We start from the raw sequence: 24,471 nt of genomic DNA on the forward strand, positions 1-24,471 counted from the left end.
TTAGGGCATCGGTAGAAGTTCGACATCCACCAACAAATTGCCGCGAAGCACGGTGACTCGCACCGGCTGGTCGATGGGAGTTTGCGCAAGTGCCGTTTCGACATCGCGGTAAGTGCCAGTGCGAATGCCCCCCAGCGAGATCACCAGGTCGTCAGGCATCAGTCCCGCCGAAGCCGCCGGCGAACCGGAGAGCACGGCGTCAATGTACGGTGGAGTCCGCTGAACGACGCTCGGGACTAAACGAATTCCGAGCGCGGCGAAAGTGGCGGGTGATTCGGGGAGTTCGCTGCCGGCACCGGGGGCGGTGCCGAGCTCGCCGCTAAGGACACGGTCGACGCTCCCGGCGACTTTATCAAGAGGTAGCACGTAGTTAAGCCAAGTGCCGGTGAGTTCGCTCTTGAGCTCTTTGCCCAGCATGCCGAGGGGCTGGCCACCCAGGTCCACCAGCACGCCACCTGGAGCCCCTGGGTTGTTGGTCGCGGCGTCGACGATATAGACTTCCCCGCGATAGCGCGTGCTGAAGGCTCCGCGACGCGCTTCGAGCGGCGCGACCACGGATACCACGCCATGCAGCACGCTCACCGGTTCGTCGCCGGTCGCGACGTTGTACAGATTCGAGAACGCGAGCACCTGCATTCCCTCGAACACCATAGGCGACCCGTGGAGTTCGAAGTGGGGCAGGTCAGTTTCGTCGGTATCGAGTTTCAGCACCGCGATGTCCATCAAGGGATCGATGCCCACCACGCGGGCTTCAAGACGCTGGCCGGTCGAAAGCAGTACGGTGACGCGGTCTTGATCGAGCACCAAGCTGGCGACGGTTGCGATATGGCCCTCGGCGGACACGAGGAAGCCCGACTGATAGGCTTCGAGTTGCTTCAAGCCGCCAGCGCCGTAGATCTTCACCGACCGTTGCTGGGCGTAACGGTTCACGTCGGCGAACGTTCCGCGTTCGGGTGGTTCCTGCGCCGAGGCGAAGACGCAAGAAGCCAGAAATAGAAGTGTTGCAAGCACGGTAAGCGACTTAGTCATCCGTAGCCTCCTTGCCATCCACGGCTTCCGGCGCCGCAGCAGCAGCGTCGCGCTCTTCGTAACTGGTGACTTCAAATTCCATAAAGGCATTGTCGCCAAAACGAATCACCCACAACTTGGGGAGCTCCGCACCCTGCCATTTCTCGAAACGAGAGAACTGGATGGTGCACGGATCAAGATCGTCGGCGGTGAAATGCTCCATGCCAACCAGGTGCTTCGTGTCCGGATCGAAGTAAAAGTGCGTGGTGTAACCTTCGTCGATCGTCACCAAGCAGTCATGCAGTCGCAGCCCCGCGCCGAAGGGCAGTTGCCCGAGGTAGAACGCCTCGTCAAAACCTTTGCTCCCTTCGCCGAGCAGTTTGTGCCACTGATGCACGGCTGCCATCATGCCACCCGAACCCGGTGGGCCGTCGCCAGCGGCGGCGAGTGTCGTGAAGTCGGCGAAGAACTGACCGCGGACCGATCGCAAGCTACCGGCCTTCGCGCTCGACTCCGCCAGAACTTCATGCTCAAGCGAATCGACGCCCGTGATCACGAGCTGCTTGGTGGCATCAAACGCACCCCATTCCGGACAATCGGCGGCGAGTTGCTCTTGGGCCTGCCGATTGAAGTAGTAGTTGGCAAAGCCACTCCGCTTTTCGTACAGCTTCTCGACTTCCGGAGGAAGTTTGGGCTCGGCAACTCCTGCCAATGCTTCCGGTAAACCGATGCGTGGAAGCTTCGGTTTGTCGGCGTCTTCGCTCTTGTCCTCATCTCCTTCCGGTTTCTCTTCCGGTGGAGCCGGGGGTTGAATGTCGGGTGGGTTTTGGGCTTCTTGCTCGATCAACGTTTCGAGTTCTCCCTCGCCATGCAGCGAAGCGAGGCGAACGTTGGCTTCGAAGACCTGCCCGTCGCGGACGAACTCGACCGGCACGCGCCAGCCTGCTGGGTAGATTCCGAGAACGTTCTTCAGCACGTTGGCGGTGGTGATGTCCCTTCCCGCAAAGCTACTCAGATAGTCGCCGTAGCGGATGCCACGGCGGTAGGCGTCGCTGTCATCCAACAGGTCGTCGATGGCCACACGTCCCTCGCCGGCCGACGCGACGGTTGCGCCAAGCGTCGCGTGATCGACCACCCGTCCCGACTTGAGGTGGCTGAGGAAATGCTTGATCTGGTTGATGGAGATAGCGTAGCCAACACCCACGTTCACGCGACCGCGCTTCTCGAACGAGCCACGACCGTTGATACCAATAAGTCGCCCCTCCGCGTCCCACAAAGGGCCACCCGAATTGCCCGGGTTGATCGAGGCATCGGTCTGCAAGCAGTCGGCGTATTCCAAGAGCGTCCCGGCGGGGTATTGGTAGCGATGCGTGCCTGAAAGAATGCCGAAGGTGATGGTCGGATGGTAATCTTCAGCAAGCAAGAAAGGGTTGCCCGCGACAATCACCGAGTCGCCCACCTGTGCGGTGTCGCTGTCGCCGAGTTCCGCCGTTGGAAAATCATCGCGGCCCAATAGTTTGATAAGTGCGACGTCGCCGGGTGGATCGAGTCCCACCAGCACCGCGTCGTAAAGCTTGCCATCATTGAGGCCCACCTTCATGGCCGGGCCACAGGGCGCGGTGACGTGAAAGTTGGTCAAGGCATAGCCATCGGGAGAGATGATGACCCCCGAGCCACCCCCCTGCCCTTTGCTATCGAAAATGGCGACCGTCGAGCGCGAAATCTTCTCGACTACGGCCACGCGCGCGGCTTCGGCCTCGAGCACCTCGGGGGGCACTTCCGCCCGAGTGTTCGAAGATACGGCAAGAATCGCGATCAGCAGTAGCGGCATAAACTTCATTGTTTAATGAACCTCGCCCCGCCGAGATGTAAGTTGTCGCCCGTGCCTCGGTTCCAGCTTTTGGCGTCGCCGAAGTCGACCACGATTCCGAGTTGCTTGATGCCAGCCACGTTGCATTCTAGTTCCACGGGGGCATCTTGCCCACGAATTGGTTGCTCGACGAGCGTCTGGCCGTCGCCAACGAGCGTGAGTACCACGTTGCCAGTGGCGCGGGTGCGAGGGTCGATGCCGGCGGTAGCGCGGAACGACTCAAACCCAGCCGGCACGCGGTAGACCACTTCGGTACGGCTACGAATCGCAAGGCCCTTTTTAAATACCTTGATCTCGGCCAATCCCGCGGAGCTTGCTTCTTCCTCGGTTAGGCTTGCGTAGGGATACTCAAGCGAGAGATCGGGAGCGTAGAACGCTCGGTCGCGAACGACGCTACCCAGCATGGACTTGGCGATCGCCTCGGTAGGCGAAGGAGACCAAGTATGGCGCACCGGATCGAGATCGCTAAGGTACTGCAGTCGATCCATCGAGTAGTCGATGGTGTCGATCGCCGTGGCTGGCAACGTGATGCGGCCGAGGGCCACGTTGTCGACGACGAACTGACCGTCTGAGTAGCTGATTGTCGAAGCGAGAATGCGAAATCCGGCGCCCGTGATCACGGCTGCAGTGGGCGAGCTATTCCGGGCTGTCTGCCGAAAATAGAGCACGCCGAACACCTTATTTCGATTCACTTCCATCGTTTCGCCGTCTAGCGTGAACGACACCGCCGCGGCGCGAGCGTCGCCGAGTGTCCCTTCGACGAAGTTCAGGTTGGCTGCCCCCGCCTTGCGAATGACAATTAAGTCTCCCGCTGCATCGCCGGCTAACAAGTCCTTCCACTCGATCTCGAGAGTTGGCACGCTTGGTTCGAGCGGCATCATTCGTACCGCGCGGACCTGATCGAGCTTCACGTTAATCGATGCGTTGCCGCTCGATGTTAACGTAGTCCCGAGAAGAATCGCCTCGGCACCCTCCGTGGCGAAGTCGCTAACAGAAATTCGTGTGCCATCGACGAACAGAACCTCGCCCCGTGGGACAGAGGTGGCCGCAGTGGCCGGCCGCGTCGTTTCGATGCGGAGTACTCGATCGATCGGCAGGAGCTCGGGCTTCTCGTTCGCAGTAGCGAGCGCAAGCGTGCGCGCATCGAGCGAATCGATTTCACCGGCTAGTGCCTGCTCATCGACCGTGATGACACGCACTTCGGCGGCGGCCGAGAGCGCAACAGCGAATAAAAGAAGAAGCGAATACAAGGCGAAGGTACCGGAAAAGGAGGGAGGGGGCGAGCGATCGACGGATTACTCTTCGTCGCGCTCGTCGGTGGCCAGCCGCTTGAGGTATTCTTCCATCAAGTCGCGGTAGTGACCTGGGAAGTCGCGACCGATTTGCTGGAGCACTCGTTCGCGCTCGCGAGGAGGCATGTTGCCCCACCCGGAGCCATCGCCGATATCCTTCGGGTCGACTTTGCCTTCGCCACGTTGTTCGGCGATCTTGCTGTCGTCCATCGGCTCGCCCGAGGGTTGGCTGCCCGCCTGTTGTTGCTGTTGCTGTTGTTGCTGCTGTTGTTCGAGTTGCTCAATCACCTTGTCAAGCGATGCAAGAATGCCCCGCTCGACTTCTTGCGTCTTTTCGTCCGCCTCGGACAGCGACAATCGCCGCTCGACATCCGACATCCGTCTAGCAATGTGATTGAGCGAGTCGACTTTCACCTTCGTAATATCAGCTCGCATCAGGCGCGCGACCTGGGCGAATCGTTCTGGCATTTCCTGTTCGGCGTCGAGCAGCGAGGCGAGCGTTATATTTGCTTCGTCAATGCGAACCAACTGGTGCTCGGCCACCGATCGGTAGAACAATAACGACGCGGGATCGAAGACATCGTCGGGCGCGAGTCCATTCATTACGCTCAAGGCCTGCTCGTAGTAGTGGTGCCGAACCAGCGCTCGGCCCACGTAGAGCCGCACATTGTTTCGAACCCAATAATCAATGTCCGCCGAGTCGAGCCAGTCGAGCGAGGTCGCCTCGATCGGCGAGTTGCGGCACGCTTCGACCAGTTGCGCCACGGCGGGCATTTCGTCGGCCAAGCAGGCCATCACGGCGTCGAGCCGGTCGGTGGGGGTGAAGAGCATATCGAGCTTTGGCCGAATCGCCAGCTCTCGCCTGGACGCTTCTTCGGGCGTCGCGGACGATTCAGCAATCCATTCAACGAGGGTCGCTTCGACATCCTCTGCAGCGGGGGTCGTCCATTTCACCGGCTCGGCGGTGGGATTTTCGACGGCGTCGGTCGCCGCGGCCGACGACATGTGGGCGGGAGAAAGCGCCAACACCATCAGTAGCAGGACGCCGGTGATCGCCGGCCCTGAAATCGAGCGCAGGAATGCTGGGTAGAGCACGTTAACACACCCTTCTAAATACGGACGCCTGTGTCCCTGCTTGAATAGTATCGGCGATTCGGACGGATTGGACAACATTCAAGTTTAAGGCAAAGCCCGAAAACTGCGCTAGTTTACCGGTTGGCCTCGGTTTCTAGGTCGTGGGTTGCCTTAAAAATCCGATCCTGCCGCTCCGCCAGTTTCGACAGTTCGCCCTGTAACTCCTGCCGATCGACCTGCGGGTTGTCCGCAAGCGAGCCGAGGTCTTGCGTCCGTTTGTAAACGCGGGCTTGTAGAGTACGGATCATCTTTAGCTCGGCGATTTGAGTTACCAGCGGCGACTCTCCTGGCTCGCCACCTCCGCCTCCGGGTGGGGGCGGGCTGCCCTGCTGCTGGGCGAGTTCGTCGCGGGCTTGATCGAGCGCTTCGATCATGTCCTTAATGCCAGCGATGATGTCCAGCTCCACCGTCTGAGTGATAGGTCCGACGTCCGCAGCAGCGAGGCGAGTCGCGACCGAACGCATGTCGTCGGCGATCTGTTCGGCCGTTTCGGGAAAGGCAACTGACGTCCCATCTTCGCGGAGCATGGCGAGCGCCTTCTCCGCTTCGCGGATCAATTCCGACTCGCGGCGCGACAGCCGAATCGACTGGAGCATTAAATTTCGCGAGGTGCCATCACTTGCCGCTTTTGAAATCGTAGTCGTCTCGTCGTAGATGCTTTGCTGCGCAGCGAGCATCTCTCGGAACCGCGCGGCCAGCCTGGTGAGCAATTGTTCCATTTCCTCTTCGCGAAGCTGACGAAGGATTCGCTCCAATTCCGCCCGCGCGGCTTCAAGCTCACGCTGGGCCTCGCGCTGATCCCCCTCGGCTTGGCGTCGCTCGGCATCGCGGAGTTTCTTCTCCGCCTGCTCCATCTTCTCTCGCGCCTTCTTCACTCGGTTGGCGGCGTTCTGAATCGGGTCGGCGCTTTCTTGCTCAGTCTCACTTGACTGACCCTCCTGAGGTTGTCCCTCTTGAGGTTGTCCCTCTTGAGGTTGTCCTTCTTGAGGTTGTCCTTCTTGAGGTTGTCCTTCTTGAGGTTGTCCTTCTTGAGGTTGTCCTTCTTGAGGTTGTCCCTCTTGAGGTTGTCCCTCTTGAGGTTGACCTTCTTGAGGTTGACCCTCTTGAGGTTGACCCTCTTTGGACTCGCTGGGCTCGGATTCGCTCTCGCTATTCTGCTCCAGAGCTCGTTCGACCTTCTCGGCCGCGTCGTTCACGTCGCCCTGTTTGTCGGCTAGCTGCTTGGGATCGCCACCTTGCTCGCTTTGGCTGCGTAGCGACCGCTCTTGGCGGATTAGCTTGTTGAGCTCGCGGATCTGGGCTTTCAGGAACTTCTTCTGCGCGTCGCGCTCGCTGTCGCCGGGATCTTCGAGCAAGACTTTTAGCAACAGCTCCAGTTCGGCCTGAAGTTCCTTCTGATCGGCGGCTGCCGCTGATAAGCGTTCGGTCTCTAGAAGCGCGACGATCGAGCTGAATCGTTCGGCAATGCCTTTTTCCCGGCTAGTCTTGATCGTGCGCCGCAGCTGTTCGGCTCGCTCCGGTTCGCTGGTTTCGGCAAGCTCCGCAAGCCGCGCGGCCACGGCTTCCAATCGCTCGAACCGGCTACTGAGACGCTGTTGCTCCAGACTTAGGCCGGTCGGCGCATCGCCGGCCACATCGCCGGTGGGTACGTCCTGACCGCGGACATTATTCGACGCCAACACGATGAGCAGGCAAAGGCTCCCGATTCGCAGGGGGCTAAATGGCGTGTGCTGGTTCATGTCCGTCTCCCGTGGGGTGATGCCGCGTAGCATCGTGCGCGGTCCGTCAGTCCAAAAGCAGATTCTTGAGCTCGCTCTTCTGCTGGTCTTGGGTCTTGGTGTTGATCTGCTCCTGCTGGCGGATAATTTCGCGGAGCATCGCAATCACTTCATTATAATTCTCGAGCCCTTGCATTTCGCGCAGCAACCCTTCGACTTCGAGGATGGCTTGTCGCATCTCGGCCTTTGCCAGCGCAGTTGTCTGGCCCGTCGAAATAGCGGTGAGGGCGTTCGCCACAGCGCCCATGCGCTCGTCGCCCAGTCGTCTGAGCGGAGCCGCGATTCGATTGCCGATGCGGTCGGACAGTTCCGAGTTTTCAATCCGATTGTTGAACAGCTGGACATGGATGTCCTCGAAGCCCCCGGCGACACCCAGCACTTCGTCGCCAATCTGCCTGGCCGTCTCAGCAAGTCGCACCGCATCACGAGCTACGCGGCCTGCGTCGTTCGCATCGTCTTCGGGCTCTTCGGTCGTCGCTTCCTCCGCCACTTCTTCGCCCGGCGTATCCACCACCAAAAGGTCGTCGTCGCGAACCTTCGCGGCAGTCCCGGTGCCGACTTCTTGCTCCAACTTCTCCAGCGAATCGTAAAGCAGCAATAGTTTGTCGGCGACCGCTTCGAAGGTCTGCCGCAGATTCTGTTCGTTTCCTGCGAGCTGGGCCATTAGTTCGTCTTCGGTGACGATCTGGAACGTGAGCGGACGGGCCGTGGTGGTACGCGATGACTCGGCCAGGTCGAACTTGTCGTTTGCGCTCGCGAGAATTGTCACTTGGCCTCCCGGTGCGAACGCGTACATAGGTTCGTTCGGGTGAGCCTTTGTCAGCTCTCGCAAATCCACCGTTGCCACGGCGATGGCTTCGCCGCGCGTGCTGGCAGCAAGCGGCACTTCCACTTTCGGCAGTACCACTTCGCCATGCTTCATGTCGAGCCACGCCGACTCGATAGCGTTGTCGTCCAGTAGTTCCAGTTCCACCGGTAGCATTGCCCCCGCGGTCACCGAGGTGCCAATGCCCCGGCGATTGGCGAGCACCTGGGGCATTTCGTCTTTGCGGGCCACCAGGGTTACGCGGAACGGCTCGGCAGAGGCAATGCCGTCCTTGTCCAATAGCTCGACTTCAAGTTCCACGTCGTGCGAACCCACTGCGAGTTGCGATTCAAATGCAGGGGTGGTGCTAGCGACCCGCTCGGGACCCTCCTGCTGCTGAACGATTTGCCGCCAACGGACTTCGGCAAGCGGTTTGTTCGCTTCCCCCACGGCGACGATCTTGGTTCCCTCGGGAAGTTCGACACGAGGTCCTGCCGCCAGCGTGCGATTCGCCCGCTCCAGGTAGTCGGGATAGACGCAGTTGAATTCGAGCTTGGTAACCTTGGGCCGTTCCACGACTTCGAGCCGCAGATTCCGCAGGCGATCGTCACCACCGCGGACTTCGAACTCCACGTCGCCGGCGATCCGCTCAAACAGGTATTCGAAACGCTGAACCTTGTCCCGTCCGGCTTCAGAATCGCCGATGCGAATCAAGTCGTCCTTTCCACGCCGTCCTTCTCGCCATCGATAGCGAATCGTCACTCGCTCGGGCGACTTCAGGCCATCGACGAGCGATGCGCCGACCACGATGGGGACGTCCGAATTGCGGGCCACCTTGCGAACGTAGCCCCCTTGGCCATCGGGCTCGAAGCCGTCGATCGACAGAGCAACTGACCGCGGCCAATCGTCGGGCGATAGCGCTAGCCGCTCGGTGTAAGTTTCCCAAACCTTCGGCTTGGCAAATGCGAGTACCACAACCGACAGGGCGAGCGCACCTACCAGCAACGCGAATCGGTTGATGCGAAGTTGATTGAGTAGGTCCTCGGTGTCGAGGTTCGCCGCAACTTGATTGGCTTGACGGATAGTCCGTTCCGCGAGCTCAGGATGAACACCTTCGTAGTGCGGCGCCGTCGCGTGTAGATCGACGGCAACGCTTAGTGCGTCTTGAAGTTCGGGATGCTTGCGTTCAACGAGCAGGGCCAAACTGCGGTCGGTGAGCGAAACCATCCAACGGCGTAGCCCCCACCAGATGAGAATCACGAGTACCGCCATGATGAGCGCGACATGCGCCGCCAAGCGAACCCGAGGCGAGGGCTCAAACATCCAGTCGAGTGCGAGGCCTCCCCAGAACACCACGCCCACTAGCGCGAGCGCCAGCAGCACCGCCTCGGCCCAGACAAAGGTGCGAATGCGCCGCCGGATGCCAGCCAGCAAATCGCTGACGGCCTGGAAGTCGGAGGTGGCGCTCGGGACGGACATGTAGAAAGGCGTGGGTTAGGCGAGGTAACTGAGTCGGCGGATTATCCATTCGAGGCTCAAAGCCCCGGCAACTAGGGCCAGCAACCAGAACGACTGATCGCGGGCGAACGTTTTATCGATAGCGCCAATCACGCGCTTGCTCCGCGACTGGCTGGGCGTGGCGGCCGCCAGGCTCTCAACGGTTTCGCTGCCGTCGATGGCAAGTGGCGGCGTGGGATAGTAGGTACCGCCGGTTGCGCGGGCGAGTTGCTCTAGGGCTTCGGCATTGCGAGTGGTCTGCCCGACTTCCAGCTGTGGCGTGGTCACGCGAATCGTGCGGCTTAGTTCATCGGTCGAGTCGGGGATGGCGAGCGTTAAACGATAGGTGCCAGGAAGTACGACGCGAAACTCGCTAGCAAAGTTCCCGGGCCTGGCTTCGTCGGCCGGCAATGAAAGGCGATCGATTCGGCCGCCGGGCATCTCGATGTCGAGTGTGACGTTCTCGGCGACCAGCGGTTCGAGTTGTAGATCGCTCAGCATTGCCCGCACCGGCACGGTCGCGCCGAGCTCGTAACGATCCTGGGCGAGCAAAAGTTTCCCACGCGGCGAGCCTTGCAGCAGACGGGCCTGACTGGTGTGCCGGAGTAGCGATGTCCACAGGCGGTCGTAGAAACTTGGATCGAGCTTCCGTAGTCGCCACAATTCGCCACTGCCGATGAACAGCACCTGACCGGCTCCGTAATAATGGCCGACGATGTACTCGGTCCCCGCTTCGGCCTCGGCTCCTGCTTCCGCAGCATCACCAAGGAAGGCGTAGACCGTGGCTCCCGGCTTGGGGCCGTTGTGTTCAAGGGCACTGAACATGCCTTCGAACTCTTCCCATTCCGCCGCGTTCTCGGCAGCATTGTCCGCCAGCCACAGGAACTCGGCTTCCTGGCCTTCGCGTGTGAAGCGCAAGGGACGAGCCACGTCGTCGCCGGACTCTTCGCTGCGAAGGTCGAGTAGTTGCTCGGGCATCCGGACGGGGTAAAGTCCGCGAATGGTACGCATGCGAGCGTCGATGCCCCACCGCGGCGTATTGACCCGTCCGGGGATCACGATCAACCCACCCGCCTGCCGCGATACCCACTGGTCAAGCCAGCGGACTTGCTCCGCGGAGAGCGTCGACCAGTCGGGGTCGAACGCGACAATGGCATCATACTTGGAAAGTTGCTCGGCCGTGGTTGGAAACTCGGTGAGAATCTCGTTGGCGTCTTGCGAGATGCCAGGGCCCGCGCTCGCCAGCAGGACGTCGACCACGAAGCCTTTGTCGCGCTTCAGTTGATTGCGGAGGAAGTGGTAATCGCGTGTTGGCCCACCAGCGAAGAGCAGCACGCGGGTCTCGCGATCAATCACCGCGATCTCCGCCTGCTGGGCATTGTCGTCGATCATCGTTTCGCGAGGTGCGGGGAGCGCGCGGATTTCGTAAACGTACTCACCGGGAGCCGGGGGATCGGATTCGATACGAACCGTTTCGAGGGCGTCGTCTGAGGCGATGGAAAGCGTTCGCGTGTCGATCACTTCCCAGTCGGCAGCGGCGGGAGTGGCGTTGGGATCGCCCGCCGGGCGGCGGGATAGTTGAAGCTCAAACTGCTGTCCCGCGAGGTGCTGGACGTGGACGATCACCTGGACCGTCAACTTGTCACCAGGATAGGCCCGCTCGGGGGCGATCAGCTCGCGAACCACGATGTTCGCTGGCGTGGTGGTCGGGCCAAAGCCAATCGAATGGACTTTCACCTTCGCGCCGATCGCGGCTTCGGCCGCGGCTTGCAGCTCGAGACCACGGTTTTGTCCGCCATCGGTAAGCAGTACCACTCCTGCGAGCGGCAACCCTTGGTAGCGCTCGAGCGATGCGGCGATGGCGTCGCCAATGCGTGTTTCGTGGCCCACCGGTGTCATCGCCTCAGCGAGTTGGGGGAGACTGAAATCGCCCGTCCCTTCTGCCTCTGGTTCGACAGCGGGTTCCGTAGCGGTCTCGTCCTTCCGCGGCAGGTAAGCGAGTGGCCGCGTCGTGTCGCCCATCGCGACGATGTCGACATCGTGATCGCGGTTCAAGTTCTCGATGAGTGGCGAGTCCTTGATCAGCGCTTGGAGCTTCTCGCCTCGCGTTGCACGGTCGCTGGATGTGGGTTCGGCGTCCGGCAGGTTCATGCTCAGGCTGGTATCCGCGAGTATCACCACTCGCGATGGCTCGACAAGATCGGTGCTGCTTCGCTTCTCGAAATCGAGAAAGAACATCACGAGCCCCGCAATCGCAATCGTGCGAAGTAGTCCGAGCACGATGGCCTTGGTGGGCGAGATGGTGCGCGATTCGCGGCGATACATCCACCACACGTAAGCCAGCAGTGCAAGGAGCCCAAGCCCGAGCGCTGGCAGTACCCACCATTCGTCACCGAGCGACTTGACTCGCGCGAACTCGTACACCGACGCACTGGCAACCTCAGCGGCGGCCAGCGGCAAGCGAACAAATTGGAGGGCGTCGATCGGCATTATGTGTTCGGGTAAATCTCGTCGGGACTATTCGTGGAAACTGCAAACGTAGGCCATCGCTTGCTCGGCGACCAGCACCAGCACCAGAGAGGCCAATAGCACTTCGGTCCAACTCGACTCGCTGGGGTTGGATTCAACGGACAGTTCGTCAGCGTAGCGCAACGCGAACTGCTCGCCGGCGAACCGTTGACGAAGCGCGGTGTCGGCAGCGAGCGCGAGGTTGCCTTCACCTATCGCGGGATTGACCGCGACAAAGCGGTGTTCGGACCCCCCTGAAACTCGATCGAGGCTCGCTCGATACAGCCCAGCGCGTTCGAGGGGCTCGGAGAGAACGACCAACTGCTCGGCAGCGGGGTCACCGGCTAGCGTTGATTGATAGGGCAAGCCCTTGCCGACGCGCTCGATCGATCCTGAGCCTGCAAACAAAGTTCGTTCGACAGGCAACCGGGCCGTGTCGTCGACGGTAAGCACCTGGTCGGCGGTTTGGTGGAAGGCCAAGTAGCCGAACAGCTCGTTCGCCAGCACTACGAACGCAGGGTTGGGTCCGAGGTTCGACCAGCTTCCCAGCTCGCCCTCGGCGGGCGAGACTTTGGTGAGCTGCATGACCACCTTCCCGCGTCCGAGCTGCTTCTCCATCACAAGCGGCGTGTCGTTGCCCAGCGTGGCAATGGTCTTCACGCCGGTTGTCTTGTCGTTCTCCCAAGCTCGGGCGAGCGAGTAGTAGTAATTCACACGCATTAGCCCAAGCATGCTATTGCGTTCGCCCCGGAATACACCAAATACCGGATGCTCGCTCACACGTAGGTCGGGTGCCGAGTTCTCGTCCATGTCACGCTGGGGGACCCACTGCGTCGGAAGGTCCGGTGGCGCGGGGAGCAGGCCTTCGCCCTCGGCGAACAGTTCGCCCGCGTAGAATTCGCGACGGATCGACTCGCCGAGCGTGATGAAGAGCCCACCACCCGCTTCGACGAACGTTTTGAGCGCGGCTACCTGTTCATCGCCAATGCGTGGGACATCGAGCAGCGCGATCGCGACGTACTGATCGAGGGCGCCAGCTTTCGATAGATCCTGCGGCGTCACGATCACCGGCTGCCAACCACTCTTCACAGGCCCGCCCGGCGCTAGGGCTGTGGCGACGAAGTACGACTCCCACTTCTCGGGCGACCCATCCACCAGTAGCACTCTCTGTGCTTCGGGAACTTCGGTCGCAAACACGCGGCGGTTGTCGACATCCACGGCATCGGCGTCGATCGTGCCGGCGATCCAGTGAGGCCCCGCACCGACAAACGTCGCGCGAAATCGCCGAGTTACCGTCTCGCCAGCAGGCACATCGCCCACCGGCACAGCGACCAGTGGGCTGCCATCTTGTTCGAGTTCGACCACCACGTCGCGGGCGGTCGAGGTTCCATAGTTTTCCACGGCCAGCCTCATCCACATCTCCACGCCCGCCGCCCGCACGCCGGACTCGGGGGCGAGGTCGACCAGAGCGAGGTTGTCATGTGGCTGCCTTACGGTGCGAACGAATTGCAGCTCGGTCGCCTGTTGCTTCAGGGAGTCGACCGCTTGCTGGATGGCGTCGATCTCGTCAATGTTGCGCTGGCGAAAGTCGGAGACAACGTGAATTACTAAGTCCTGCTCTGGAGGCTGCAAGTTGGCGAGTTCAATCGCCGAGCGAAGCGCGGGGAGCAACTGGCTGGCTGTGTCGGACGGTTGAGCCGTTTCGATGCGCGACAGAAACTCCTGCCGGGACTTGTCGTCTAGTTCTTGGCGGAAAATAGCGGGCCGCGGGTCTTCGGCGTCGTTGTCTGCCTCGCTGAACCGCAGCACGCTCACCACGCTGGCTGTCGATTGATCGGCGGCGGCCTGCGTGATGTCGGCCACCGCACCGAGGCTTTCTTTCCAAGCCGAAGTCTCCGCCCAACGATCGGTGGTCGAATAGCTGTCGTCGAGCAGCACCAAGTGGTGCACCGGCCGATTCAGCAATCGTCCGATCCAACCACTTCGCGCGGTAGGGCGGGCGAGCATCACGACCAAGAGCGCGATGGCTGCCGTCCGCAGTAGCAGGAGTAACAGTTCCTGCAGGCTGATCCACGTTTTGCTCCGCTCTTGGCTTTCGAGCAGAAACTGCATCGCTGCCCACGGTACCCGCTTCTGCCGGCGGAGGTTCAATAGATGAATCACAAGTGGCAATGCCACTAGAGGCAATCCGATCCAGAACACGGTGGGAAACAGGAACGACACGATGGAGGGCTTGAAAACGGAGGGGGTGGGAAGGGTTAAATCTTGGAACGCTGCAACTGCGTACGCCGAGCGATGATCGCCATGAGCGCCGCATCGAGGCTCTCGCTGGTGCGAATGAGTGAGTAGTCAACGGCGTTGGCCGCACATGCTTTGCGGACGCGGGTGAGGAATCGCTCGACCGCTTCGAGATACCCCTTGCGGAGCGCTCGCGGGTTGCAGTCGATGGTTTGCTCGACTTCCATCCCTTCAAAACGGACCGGGCCGCGGAACGTGAAATCAAGCTCTTCGTCGTCCATCACGTGCAGCACGACGACGTCGTGACCGATGCGCCGTAGGGTCGCGAGGCCCTGTATCAATTGATCGGTGTCGCATAGCAGGTCGGACACCAGAACGATCATGCCCTTCCGCGGATTTGCCTTGGCTACGTGAGCAAGGACCGCGCCGATGTCCGTTTTGTCGCGTGGCTGAACGGCTTCAAGCGCTCGAGCGATTCGAGTCAGGTGGTTTCGCTGCGTCCGCAGAGGAATCTCATGGCGGATCTGCTCGTCGAAAACGGTCACCCCCACCGAGTCGCTCTGCTTCAAGAGCAGGTAGGCGAACGCCGCAGCGGCGGTCGAGGCATAGTCGTGCTTGGTCATGTCGGCCGAGCCATATTGCATGCTCTTCGATCCGTCGACCACCAGCGTGCACCGCAGGTTGGTGTCTTCCTCGTACCGCTTGATGTATAAACGGTCTTGCTTGCCCCACACCTTCCAATCGATGTGGCGCAAGTCATCACCGCGCGTGTACTCGCGGTGTTCGCGGAATTCAACGGACTGCCCGAAGTACGGGCTGCGATGCATGCCGGAGAGCAGGCCTTCCACAATATACCGAGCCCGAAGTTCGAGCCGGCCAATGCGGCGGACGACCTCAGGTAGCAAAGACTTTTTGGAAGCGGGGGTCACCACTCAGTTGGTCCTCGCGGGCGGGTAAAGTTTCGATCAAGCGGCGGACCACATCGTCGGACGTAATGCCTTCGCTCTCGGCGGTATAGTTCACGAGTAAACGGTGACGCAGCACGGGCGCTGCGAGCGCCTGAATGTCTTCGAGCGCCACATGGGGCCGGCCCATCATCAGGCTGCGAGCCTTCGCACCCATCAGCAGGAACTGCACGGCACGCGGACCGGCACCCCACGACAGGTTTTCGATGGCGTACGGATGGGCTTCGGGCTCGCCGATGCGAGTCGATCGCACGAGGGCCACCGCGTAGCGGATGAGATGCTCGCTGACGGGCACCAAGCGAACTAAGTGCTGAATCTCCAGCACTTCTTCGGGCGCGAGGACCGTTTCGACTTGTGGAACTTCGACGCCAGTCGTGCGGCGAGCGATTTCGACTTCGTCTTCGAGCGTCGGGTAACGTACTAGCACCTTGAGCATGAAACGATCTTGCTGTGCCTCGGGCAGCGGATAGGTTCCTTCTTGCTCAATGGGGTTTTGCGTGGCGAGCACAAAGAACGGGTCGCCAATCTGATGTCGCGTCATGCCGACCGACACCTGACGTTCCTGCATTGCTTCGAGTAGCGCGGCTTGTGTCTTCGGCGGCGTACGATTGATTTCGTCGGCCAGAATCACATGAGCAAAGATGGGGCCGCCCAGGAACCGCATTTCCCGCTGACCGGTGGTGCGATTCTCTTCGATGATGTCGGTGCCGATAATGTCAGCAGGCATCAAGTCGGGCGTGAACTGAATTCGATTGAAGGTCAAGTTGAGCGACCGGGCCAGCGTGCTAATCAGCAACGTCTTCGCCAGCCCAGGTACACCTTCGAGCAAGCAATGGCCCCGGCAGAAGAGGGTGATCAGCAGCTGATCAATCACTTCGCCCTGACCAACGATCACGTGCGAAAGTTGGGTGCGGATTCGATTGGCGGCGGCGTTCAATCGATCGACCGCAGAAGCTTGGTGTTCGTCGTGCATCGTGAAAGCAACTATCAATAGGTAATGAAATCAAAACTCAGGCGAGCGGGGCCCGTAAGGGCCGTGGTTGTACACCATGTGGCACAACACCATGTCCGTACTTTAACGCTGGTAAATCGGAAGGGTAGCGTTGTCGAGTTGCAAAATGATCAAATTCAAAGCCGTGGTGTAGACGGTGCCGATATAGCCCTGGTCCCACATCACTCCTTTGCCACTCTCCAGGGTCACAGGTTTTGCTTCACGAACGATCTTGGCGTACGTCGAATCGCGGTAGCTATCCCATGTCTCGCCCGCTTCGCGGTACTGAACCTGTGAGTAGTAAAAGTGGGCGTAGTGCCAGTGGCCGTAATTGTTTTGACGTCCGCCGCTCAGGTGCTGCTCGCAGTACTTCAGCATGCGCGGCACGTACTCTTCGTCGTACTCCCCCGCATTGAACAGGCAGGCGACCGCCGCGGCGGTGATGGCGGGCCGGCCACCTCCCCCCTTGCTGCTGTACTGCACGCCACCGTCGCGAAGCGTGCAATCTTTAATGTACTTCACCGCCTTATCGATCACCTCTTTGGGGACCGGAATCCCGGCGTTGCGGCAACTTCGCAGCCCTTGCACCTGGGTGATGGTGGTGGATCCTTCATCAAAGCCGTTGCCATCCTTCGCACTGACGTATCCCCAACCTCCGGCGTCGGTCTGGGCTTGGCCGGTGAAACGGACAGCTTTGGTGAGGACGTTGATCAATTCCTCGCGTCGCTGCGCATCTTCTTCTTCGCCCAGCACCTGTGACAGGAACAGCATCGCGAACCCATGGCCGTAGGTATAGCGATCGTCTCGCAGCGGGTCGCCAATCAGCCCATTGGGCCGACTCTGGCTAATTAAGTAGTCAACCGCGCGGCTGATGTTCTCGGCGTAACGCCCCTGGGTGGTTGTGGAGCCCTCGCAAAGCATCGCGAGCCCCGACAGCGATGTCATCGCGGCCGGGTAGCGCCCCTGCGCGGTCCAGTGGCCTAGGCGCTGCTGGCGCGAAGCGAGCCAGTCGAGACCTTCGCGGACCACGCGTTCCACCTCCGGGTCTTGCTCAAGCGCCAGCGCCGGCGGGCAGGCAAGCGACAACGCGAGCACCGAGGCAAGCATTCGTCGGAACATGGCGGGACACTCCATTGTGCGAAAGGAGAGCGAAAACAAGGTGCCAAGGATGGAAACTTCGCTGCGGCCGCCACCACTCGATTCTAATCTACTATTCTAGTCCGCCGTCCAATTTAGTCGTCAACGTCCAAGGGCGGAGCGGCTGGTGGAGGCAGCGAACCACTGGATAACCTTCTAAATATACCAAATAGTCCGGCGCCGGCACTCTTGGTCACCCCTTCGACCTCCTCCAGGGAAACGGGCTCCGGCGGGCGGGGCGTGTCGGTGAATCGCATCGTGATCTCGGTGTGACGCAGGTCCAGGGTCACCGTCGGGACCGCCGACTGATCGATTCGCATGACCCAAGGCAGGCTGTCGACATCCCGCAACCGGTCCTCGCGAACCAAGCTCCGCCCGGTGCGTTTGTCGAGACAGAGTACCCGCATGTAGCCCGTTTGGCGATTGGTTTGCCGGTCTTCGAAGCGGCTGACGAACGCCAGGACGGGCGAGTCCGTGGGTTGCAACAACCAGAAGCCCTGCCCGGCGACGGTGGCCGGTTGATTCCACTGCGGCTCGCCAGTTTCGGCGTCGAGCGCGTAGACGTGTCCCGTGACGATCGGAGCGTTGTCGAGGGCTTGATGGCCCGACGTATTGTGTTGGGCGGCACTGCGCGTGTTGGTCGCCAGAATCAGTGCGTTATCGGACTGCGAAACGTAGATGCTATCGAGGCCTTGCTCGGGAAGAAGCTGCTGAGCAAAACGTACTTCGCCAGTTTGTGCGTCGAGCACTTCGAACTTACCATCGGGCTCCATGGCTGCGACAAGCAATGGCGCGAGCGTCGTGTACTTTGTCGGGCCGGCATAACCGCGTTCGACTAGCACTTTGCCATCAAGGGGATCGATGATGCGGATGACTCGCTTGCCCGCTTGAAACAGCGTGACGACCAAATTTCGGCCACACTGCATCAACATCTTGCCTTCAGGATTGCTCCATTTTCCGATGGTCGAACCATCGAGCATCGACAGCACGACCCCTTCTGCCTCGCCGTCGGCGATTAGGAACAGATGATCGGCGTCGCCAAACGCGTTGCCGCTAACAGGCATGCCACGACGCTGCCAGAGGATGTCGCCATCGACAGGGTCGTAGCACTTGAGTAGGTCGCCCGTTCGAAGCACAACTCCCAGTGGTGCGGCGGCGCACAACTCGCCGGCGGGGCCTTCGGATTCGGCGCCGCTGTTCGTCACGGCCTGAATGACGGTACGACCACCAATCTGTACGGCACGCAAGCGCTGACTGCCGTTGTTGAAATCGGGTGTGCTCGCCCACAGCATGGGGCCTCGCTCGGTTTGCCCGGAACGCAGGTCAACCACTGCGACCTGTGTACCCATGCTGAGCACGACGAAGTGGCCAAAGCGAAGGCACTTCATGTTGAGGTTAGGATTGACGTTCTGCATCGCGGCAAATTGAAGCTGAACGCCATGCGTGACTTCTCCTCGACTGTTCCAGCCGACGAGCTGATTGGGCGCGCCGAAGGCCAGGGTTAGCGTGGAGGGGCCGGCCCATGGCACGCCGCAGTAACGGGGTTCGAGCAGTAGTCGCGAGTTGCCCCGCGACCGCATCCGCATGTTCATGCTGCCCATGTTGGGGCTGGTGGAAGGCCCGCGGTCCATGTCGAGGTCCGTTTCGACGCGGCCATCCGGCCAAGTTGCCGTGGCGGCGAGACTCGCTTCGAGCTCGCCATCGGTCGAAATCGCGGGGAGCAGTGCCACGACCTCCTCCCACGAGGGAGTTGTCGATTTATCGGCACGAGTGCCCAGGGATTGGAGCAACAAAAGTTCCGCTTCCGCCAGACGGCCGGCCTGTGCCCACTGCTGCGCGAGTGCCAAGCGTGCTTCTTCTCCCGCTGGAATTCGGCCGAAGTAGCGAACGAGTCGCGACAGATCACTCTGGCCAGGTTTATTCATGATCTCCGATCGCATCCGCTCGACATCGGCGGCGATGCTTTCGCGAAGCGCGGCATCGGCCTGCTGCCATACCTGGGAGAGACGCGCGGCGAACCACCGTTCGGGCTGAGCTTCGTGTTCGGCATTGACTGCTACGAGGCGTTCGCCATCCAGCGCGAATATCTCTTTCAAATAGTTGTAGGCGTCTTGTGGACGATCATTGGAAATCGAGCCATCGACGTAGAACCGGAACAACTCAAGTCGCTGCGGCGTGTCGGTCGCAAGCTCGGCGAGCAGGTTGGCATGGGGCTGGTAGCGAGCATAGTCCTGACGCAGACCAGCCACGAGCGCCGTATTGAGCCGCAGTCGCACCATCGCGTCGTCGGGTGATAGGCGGTAGGCATCGAGCAATAGCTTAATGGCGCGATCAAGGTCGCCATCGCCCCAGGCCAGTTCGCCCTGGATCCGCAGCGACTCAGCAGTCTTGGTACCCGCGGCTTCGAGCTTGGCTAGTCGCTCTTGGAGCGTGGCAAGTTCATCGAGTCGTGTGAGCGAAGTGGGCGACTGCGAGACGAGTGCGCCGCGATGGTACACCAGATTTCCAACCGACTGTCCCTCGCGAAGCGTAACGACCTGTTGGAATTTACCCTCGGCGAGGTCCACAGCCGCAATCCGATTGCCCGATAGGGGAAGCATCAAGGAATCGCCAGCGAGCACGCCGAGACCCGCGACGGTCGTCCCTTCCGGCAGGTCGATCTGCGACTGCTCATCAACGGGCTTACCGGTTTCAAGGTTGAGCAATGTAAGGTGTCGGCTCGCGACCAACACTACTTGGTCGTCTGTGGCACCGGCGAGGTAGTCGTGATCGCCACGATCGTACGACCACCGCTTGGCACCGGTCGTCGCGTCGAGGCAATAGAGTTGCTCGCATTCAGGCGATGTAACGAGCAATGACGAGCCGACGGCGATCACGCGATTCCGCTGCCAGCGATCCATGAGTGCCGGCTGATAGGCACCAAATCCACCATACTGCACCCCCAAGTTGGCCCGGCTGGCAAGCGATTCGTCGACCTCATAGCGAAATGCCCAGGCAAGCGATCGGTTCGTAGGATCGACCGCAACCACGCTGCCCGCACCCGTGGGGCAAAAGATCAAGCCGTTCGAGTAGGTGGGCGTCGCGCCCGAAAGCCGACGGCCAACATCGAACATCACGCTCCGCTCAAGATTCGCGAGTGGCTGTTTCCATTCGAGTGCCCCGGTCTCCGGGTTCAATTGCACGAGATAGATCGCATTGCTGAACTCGGCAAGGACGTACAGCGAGCCGTCGACCGAGATGGGGGCTCCGAGAAAGAAGCAGCCGGCGAGTTGCGGATTGCTCTCGCCGGTGATCTCCCAAAGCCGCTTGCCTTCAGTACGCAGGTCGTAGGCGGTGAGTGTGTTGCCAGGCTCTTCGATTTCCTCACCCATCTGGCCCAGGATACGGACGCGGAAGTTGACGTTCGCTCGCATCTGGGCGCTGTCCAAGTTGCGAATGGCGTACACGCGGTCGCCATCGCTGCTTAGTGCGCCGTAAACCGAGTCCACCCACATCCGTTGCTCGACGGCATCGAGCGAGACGGCATTTTGTTGATTGCTCTGTTCGTAGGGCAGGCTGATCGTGTTATCGTCCGCGGCGAGCGATTCGTTGCGAGTCTCCCACACGCGACGACCCGACTCGAAGTCGATGGCCACCAAGTTGCTGGGCGTCCGCGCGATGAGGTAGTTGCCCACGGCTACGGGGCTCGAAACCAACCCCCACGCCACGCCATGACGGTTTTGCCAGTCGACGCGGGCCTCGAGCTTCGACGCAAGTTGATAGTCTTTCACGGTCCGCGCGTCCCACGCTGGCCAAACATGGGGCATGCCGCCTTTCGGATATTGGGGATTGCGAGATGCCGTTCGGCCCTCCATCAACCACGCGTCACTAGGCAGCGATGCCGTGGGCACTCCCGACTCTTGTTCGGCTGAGGTCAACCACTGCTGGATGCTGCTACTCCCAATTAGTCGCTGAACTTCCGATCGCATCGAAGGAGACGTGAGCTTCTTGAGTTGCTCGGAGGCTCGCTGAAACTCTCGGCTGTTTCCCACTGCGGCGTTGCACATCACTAGCCGCACCGCGAGCAGCGCGCCATGGTCCGCCTGTGCCCTGGGCCAAGTTCGCAGTTCCTCGTAGATCGCGGCGGCCGATGCGTAATCGCCGCCATCGAGCTCCGCTTGCGCCAGAAGCAACAATGCTTCTGAAGCGGCCTCGGTCACAGGGTAGCGCTCGGCGACGTTTGCAATCGCTTGGAGCGATCCCGAGGCAGTCGCAGCGTCTAGTGCACGCCGTGCCTTCACGCCTTGGTCGAGCTCGAGCGCGGCGACTCCGGCCGGCGAAAGTTTCTTAAGCAGCCGCCGAGCTTCGAGCTTGAGGCTCGTGGCAACGGAGTTCGACTCGCGTTGGTGGGCGAGTTGGAAGGTGTCTTCGGTAGCCGCTAGAACTCGGTCGACCAGCGGCAGCCCCTCGCTAAACCGTCCTGTCTGGAAAAGCTGGTCCGCCTGCTCCAAGTCCTGGGCCAAGCGGCGGTCGGTTGGTAGGTGAGCCGAATAGTAGAGCGAGTGCAGATCGCTGGATTCACTTGCGCCTTCTTCACCCTCTTCCTCTGCGGGCGTAGGGACTTCCAGCCCAAACTGCGCCCGTGTGGGTGTAGCGGCAGAGAAAGCAAACAGCGCCCCCAGGACCATCGCCACCCAACTCATGGAGTGTGCGCGGAGCAAGAAAGATGCTGGGGGCAGGGATAAGTTCGGAGGATTCAAGTGCTGCGGGCGATCGTGGTCGCGTCCATGACGACGAATGGGGTGGCAGCGGGTCATCATCCTTTACTCCCCGTCACGCCTGACTGGTGGAAGGTTGGCCATCGCCACCCCTCGCTCCATCATACCGACGGACGGAGGATTGGGCGACTTCCTTGCTCGCTCGCGGCGCGGATTCCAATCGCATCGCGGGCGGGCCGAATCCCGAAGCTCTCTTGAATTTTCCGTTGCGAGCTTAACGCTACCCTACTTTCCCGGCAAGCCAATTTCAGGGTGCTTCGCGGATAAGAGACGTTCAAATCCGGGAAAAGTAGTACAGCCGAACGCTTCGACCGGCGGGCTGGTTTCGGTGCTTCTGATTGGGCTGATTGTAGTGGTCAATTTCGTTGGACATTTCTCCAAGCCGTTTGATCGCAGCAGTTTACGACCTAGGCTCTAGTCGAGGTATCCGCACAGGCAGCGGTCCACGCACCCCTCGTGGGAGGGGTTCAATGGGTAGGTCGTCACGGTGGATGAACCTCCAACGACGCGTTGTTCGAGGGTGTTCGGATTGAGGGTGATACGGGCGGGGAGTGCGACAAAGACCTAGTTTTATCGAGGTATTTGGCCCATTCCGCACTTGTAATTTTCCCACGCGAGCGCTCTAATCAGCACGTTCGTTAACGGAGGACGATCCTACTCGACCCTTCCAGCCCTGTATTTCAGACTTTTTTCGGAGGAACAAGACCCATGGCGAAAGCCGCTCCCAAGCCGCCTACCAAGACGGAAGTGTTTGCAAACATTGCCGAGAAGACCGAACTGACCAAGCGTCAGGTGGCCGCCGTGTTCGATGCCCTCAATGAGGAAATCGAGAAGGCCCTCACCGGCCGCGGTGCTCCGAAGTCGTTCACGCTGCACGGCATTTGCAAGGTCGTTGTTCAGCACAAGCCGGCCAAGCCAGCTCGTAAGAACGTTCCCAATCCGTTCAAGCCAGGCGAGACCATGGACGTTGCCGCCAAGCCAGCCAAGAACGTGGTGAAGGTACGTCCGCTGAAGCGTCTCAAGGACATCGTCGGCGGTTAGTCGACCCCGCGAGTTCTAAAGGCGGTAGCGCTTCTACCGAACTCGCACAAGCGTTCACAGGGCCGGACTGCAATCGGTGCAGTCCGGTCCTTTTTTACGCGCATACAGTCCACCTACCGCAAGCAGTACGAGGGCAAGCGCCGTTGGCTCGGGTATTGACTCTCCTGTGGCCGCCGCAACTCCTCCCGAGAGGCGCACACCAAAGTTCTGCTTCCACACCGCGTAGTCGGGCGAATCGACGCGGCCATTTCCATTCGCATCGGCACTCAACAGGGTGGTACTGCCGAGCGAGTCGCGCCAGATTGAGTAGTCGCCAAGGTTCACCAGACCATCGCCATTGAAGTCGCCTTGCTGCGTCGGCGTTGGTGGGGGGGCGAGGATGTAGGTGTTCGTTTCGCGAAAGTTGGTGATCCCGCCCGTACTGGGGATGATGGACCCGAAAGCAAAGCGATTCTCGTGATTGCCTCCGATGCCTAGCCAAGTGTGCTTCACGGAGCCTTCGAACAGGAATGACACGAGTTGCGTCGCAGGATCGTAGCGAAGTTCGTAGTGGTGATAATCGCTGGCTGTCGCAGGGGGCGCAAGAACGTAGCTGGCGTACGTGGTGGGGGAAGTTTGAACCGAGCCACGGAGGTTGCCCGCGCCGTCGCGGTCCATAAGCACCAAGTATTCTCGATTATCGAAGAAAACCGACAGTCCTTGGTTGGCGCCGCCGGTCGAGCTCACGTACTGCGCCTGGGTCTCCATCGACCATCCGTTTGTACGCGCCTTCACGTAATTCGGATTGAGACCTTCACCATCAGGCAGCGTGAAGTAATAGAACGGCGTGACGCCGCTCGTTACCGGGTCCGAAATTTGTAAAGCCGTAACGCCACCTCCGGCCGCTCCGGTGACGCTGTAAGCATACGGATCCGAGCCCCATCGCTCGCCCCACGAATTGTCCCACGCCCACATGGACGGTGACCATGCGACAGGATTATCCCCCGCGTGGTAGAGTGCGAGAGGCAACGGAGCAGAAGCTGCATTTAACGACGGCCATAGACCGATCCAGCTCATGGCACCATAGAGCAGGTACGTTGTTAGCCTCGGATAAGGGGTTAATGTCACGGAACAGGCTCTCCTCTAGTCGTCCGTTGCGCCATAGACAAGGTATTTGGGGGCGAACTGTAGCGAGACCGGTCGATGGTCGGAATGGCGATCTCGGACCTTGCGCAGGCAATTACAGCAATTTAGTACCGCCCTGCAAGTTAACGTCCGTTTTAGAGTTGCTGCCAGCAGCAGTGCAAGCGGTTATTGCGCGAATGACGAAGATTCTCGCGAGCGGATTTCCCTAGAATCAGTAGGGTTTACCCAAGCGGGAAGAGCCGCGAGGTCGCGGTTTTTGACTTGGTTGCTCAGCGATCGCGCATCTCGCCACGGCAATCGGAAACGGCTATTCTGTCCTCTGCCC

General features: G+C 60.5%; 14 protein-coding genes. 1 reads left to right on the plus strand and 13 read right to left on the minus strand.

The genetic code is table 11. The features are described 5' to 3' along the window. From SH292x_RS10465 to SH292x_RS10520, 12 genes are all read right to left on the minus strand, one after another. Window positions 1-1,029 carry a S1C family serine protease gene (locus SH292x_RS10465; RefSeq protein ID WP_442485556.1) on the minus strand — a complete coding sequence of 343 codons (1,029 nt, stop codon included), beginning with the start codon at window positions 1,027-1,029 and terminating at the stop codon, window positions 1-3. Further along, window positions 1,022-2,848, minus strand: coding sequence for a S1C family serine protease (locus SH292x_RS10470; RefSeq protein WP_442485557.1), 1,827 nt, complete (start codon window positions 2,846-2,848; stop codon window positions 1,022-1,024). Before SH292x_RS10470 ends, SH292x_RS10465 begins: the two co-directional genes overlap by 8 nt. Further along, window positions 2,845-4,128 carry an NPCBM/NEW2 domain-containing protein gene (locus tag SH292x_RS10475; RefSeq protein WP_442485558.1) on the minus strand — a complete coding sequence of 428 codons (1,284 nt, stop codon included), beginning with the start codon at window positions 4,126-4,128 and terminating at the stop codon, window positions 2,845-2,847. Before SH292x_RS10475 ends, SH292x_RS10470 begins: the two co-directional genes overlap by 4 nt. 45 nt (window positions 4,129-4,173) lie before the next feature. Further along, window positions 4,174-5,265 (minus strand): hypothetical protein, encoded by a 1,092-nt coding sequence (locus SH292x_RS10480; RefSeq protein ID WP_442485559.1) that lies wholly within the window; start codon window positions 5,263-5,265, stop codon window positions 4,174-4,176. A gap of 113 nt (window positions 5,266-5,378) precedes the next feature. Then, the gene (locus SH292x_RS10485; RefSeq protein WP_442485560.1) at window positions 5,379-7,076 is read right to left on the minus strand and encodes a hypothetical protein; all 1,698 of its coding nucleotides are present in this window, start codon (window positions 7,074-7,076) and stop codon (window positions 5,379-5,381) included. Between the two features lie 13 nt (window positions 7,077-7,089). Continuing rightward, complete coding sequence (locus SH292x_RS10490) at window positions 7,090-9,366, minus strand: hypothetical protein (RefSeq protein WP_442485561.1); 2,277 nt, start codon at window positions 9,364-9,366, stop codon at window positions 7,090-7,092. A 15-nt stretch (window positions 9,367-9,381) separates the two neighbouring features. Further along, window positions 9,382-11,874, minus strand: a complete 2,493-nt coding sequence (locus SH292x_RS10495) for a hypothetical protein (protein ID WP_442485562.1) — start codon at window positions 11,872-11,874, stop codon at window positions 9,382-9,384. 27 nt (window positions 11,875-11,901) lie between these two features. Next, the gene (locus tag SH292x_RS10500) at window positions 11,902-14,115 is read right to left on the minus strand and encodes a BatA domain-containing protein (RefSeq protein WP_442485563.1); all 2,214 of its coding nucleotides are present in this window, start codon (window positions 14,113-14,115) and stop codon (window positions 11,902-11,904) included. Between the two features lie 35 nt (window positions 14,116-14,150). Continuing rightward, window positions 14,151-15,035, minus strand: a complete 885-nt coding sequence (locus SH292x_RS10505) for a DUF58 domain-containing protein (RefSeq protein ID WP_442485564.1) — start codon at window positions 15,033-15,035, stop codon at window positions 14,151-14,153. After that, a complete protein-coding gene (locus SH292x_RS10510; RefSeq protein ID WP_442485565.1) occupies window positions 15,025-16,068 on the minus strand; it encodes an AAA family ATPase in 1,044 nt (347 codons plus the stop codon). The genes SH292x_RS10505 and SH292x_RS10510 overlap by 11 nt, the downstream gene beginning before the upstream one ends. Before the next feature lie 102 nt (window positions 16,069-16,170). Further along, complete coding sequence (locus SH292x_RS10515) at window positions 16,171-17,205, minus strand: prenyltransferase/squalene oxidase repeat-containing protein (protein WP_442485566.1); 1,035 nt, start codon at window positions 17,203-17,205, stop codon at window positions 16,171-16,173. Between the two features lie 113 nt (window positions 17,206-17,318). After that, the gene (locus tag SH292x_RS10520; protein ID WP_442485567.1) at window positions 17,319-22,022 is read right to left on the minus strand and encodes an outer membrane protein assembly factor BamB family protein; all 4,704 of its coding nucleotides are present in this window, start codon (window positions 22,020-22,022) and stop codon (window positions 17,319-17,321) included. A gap of 666 nt (window positions 22,023-22,688) precedes the next feature. Here SH292x_RS10520 and SH292x_RS10525 point away from each other — a divergent pair. Next, a complete protein-coding gene (locus tag SH292x_RS10525; protein WP_442485568.1) occupies window positions 22,689-23,021 on the plus strand; it encodes an HU family DNA-binding protein in 333 nt (110 codons plus the stop codon). A 54-nt stretch (window positions 23,022-23,075) separates the two neighbouring features. On the opposite strand, the gene SH292x_RS10530 is transcribed toward SH292x_RS10525, so the two are convergent. Further along, the gene (locus tag SH292x_RS10530; protein WP_442485569.1) at window positions 23,076-24,029 is read right to left on the minus strand and encodes a dockerin type I domain-containing protein; all 954 of its coding nucleotides are present in this window, start codon (window positions 24,027-24,029) and stop codon (window positions 23,076-23,078) included. Window positions 24,030-24,471 lie beyond the last annotated feature (442 nt).

This window comes from Aeoliella fuhlenseeensis (assembly GCF_052161615.1).
In the GTDB taxonomy this organism is placed as follows: Bacteria; Planctomycetota; Planctomycetia; order Pirellulales; family Lacipirellulaceae; genus Aeoliella.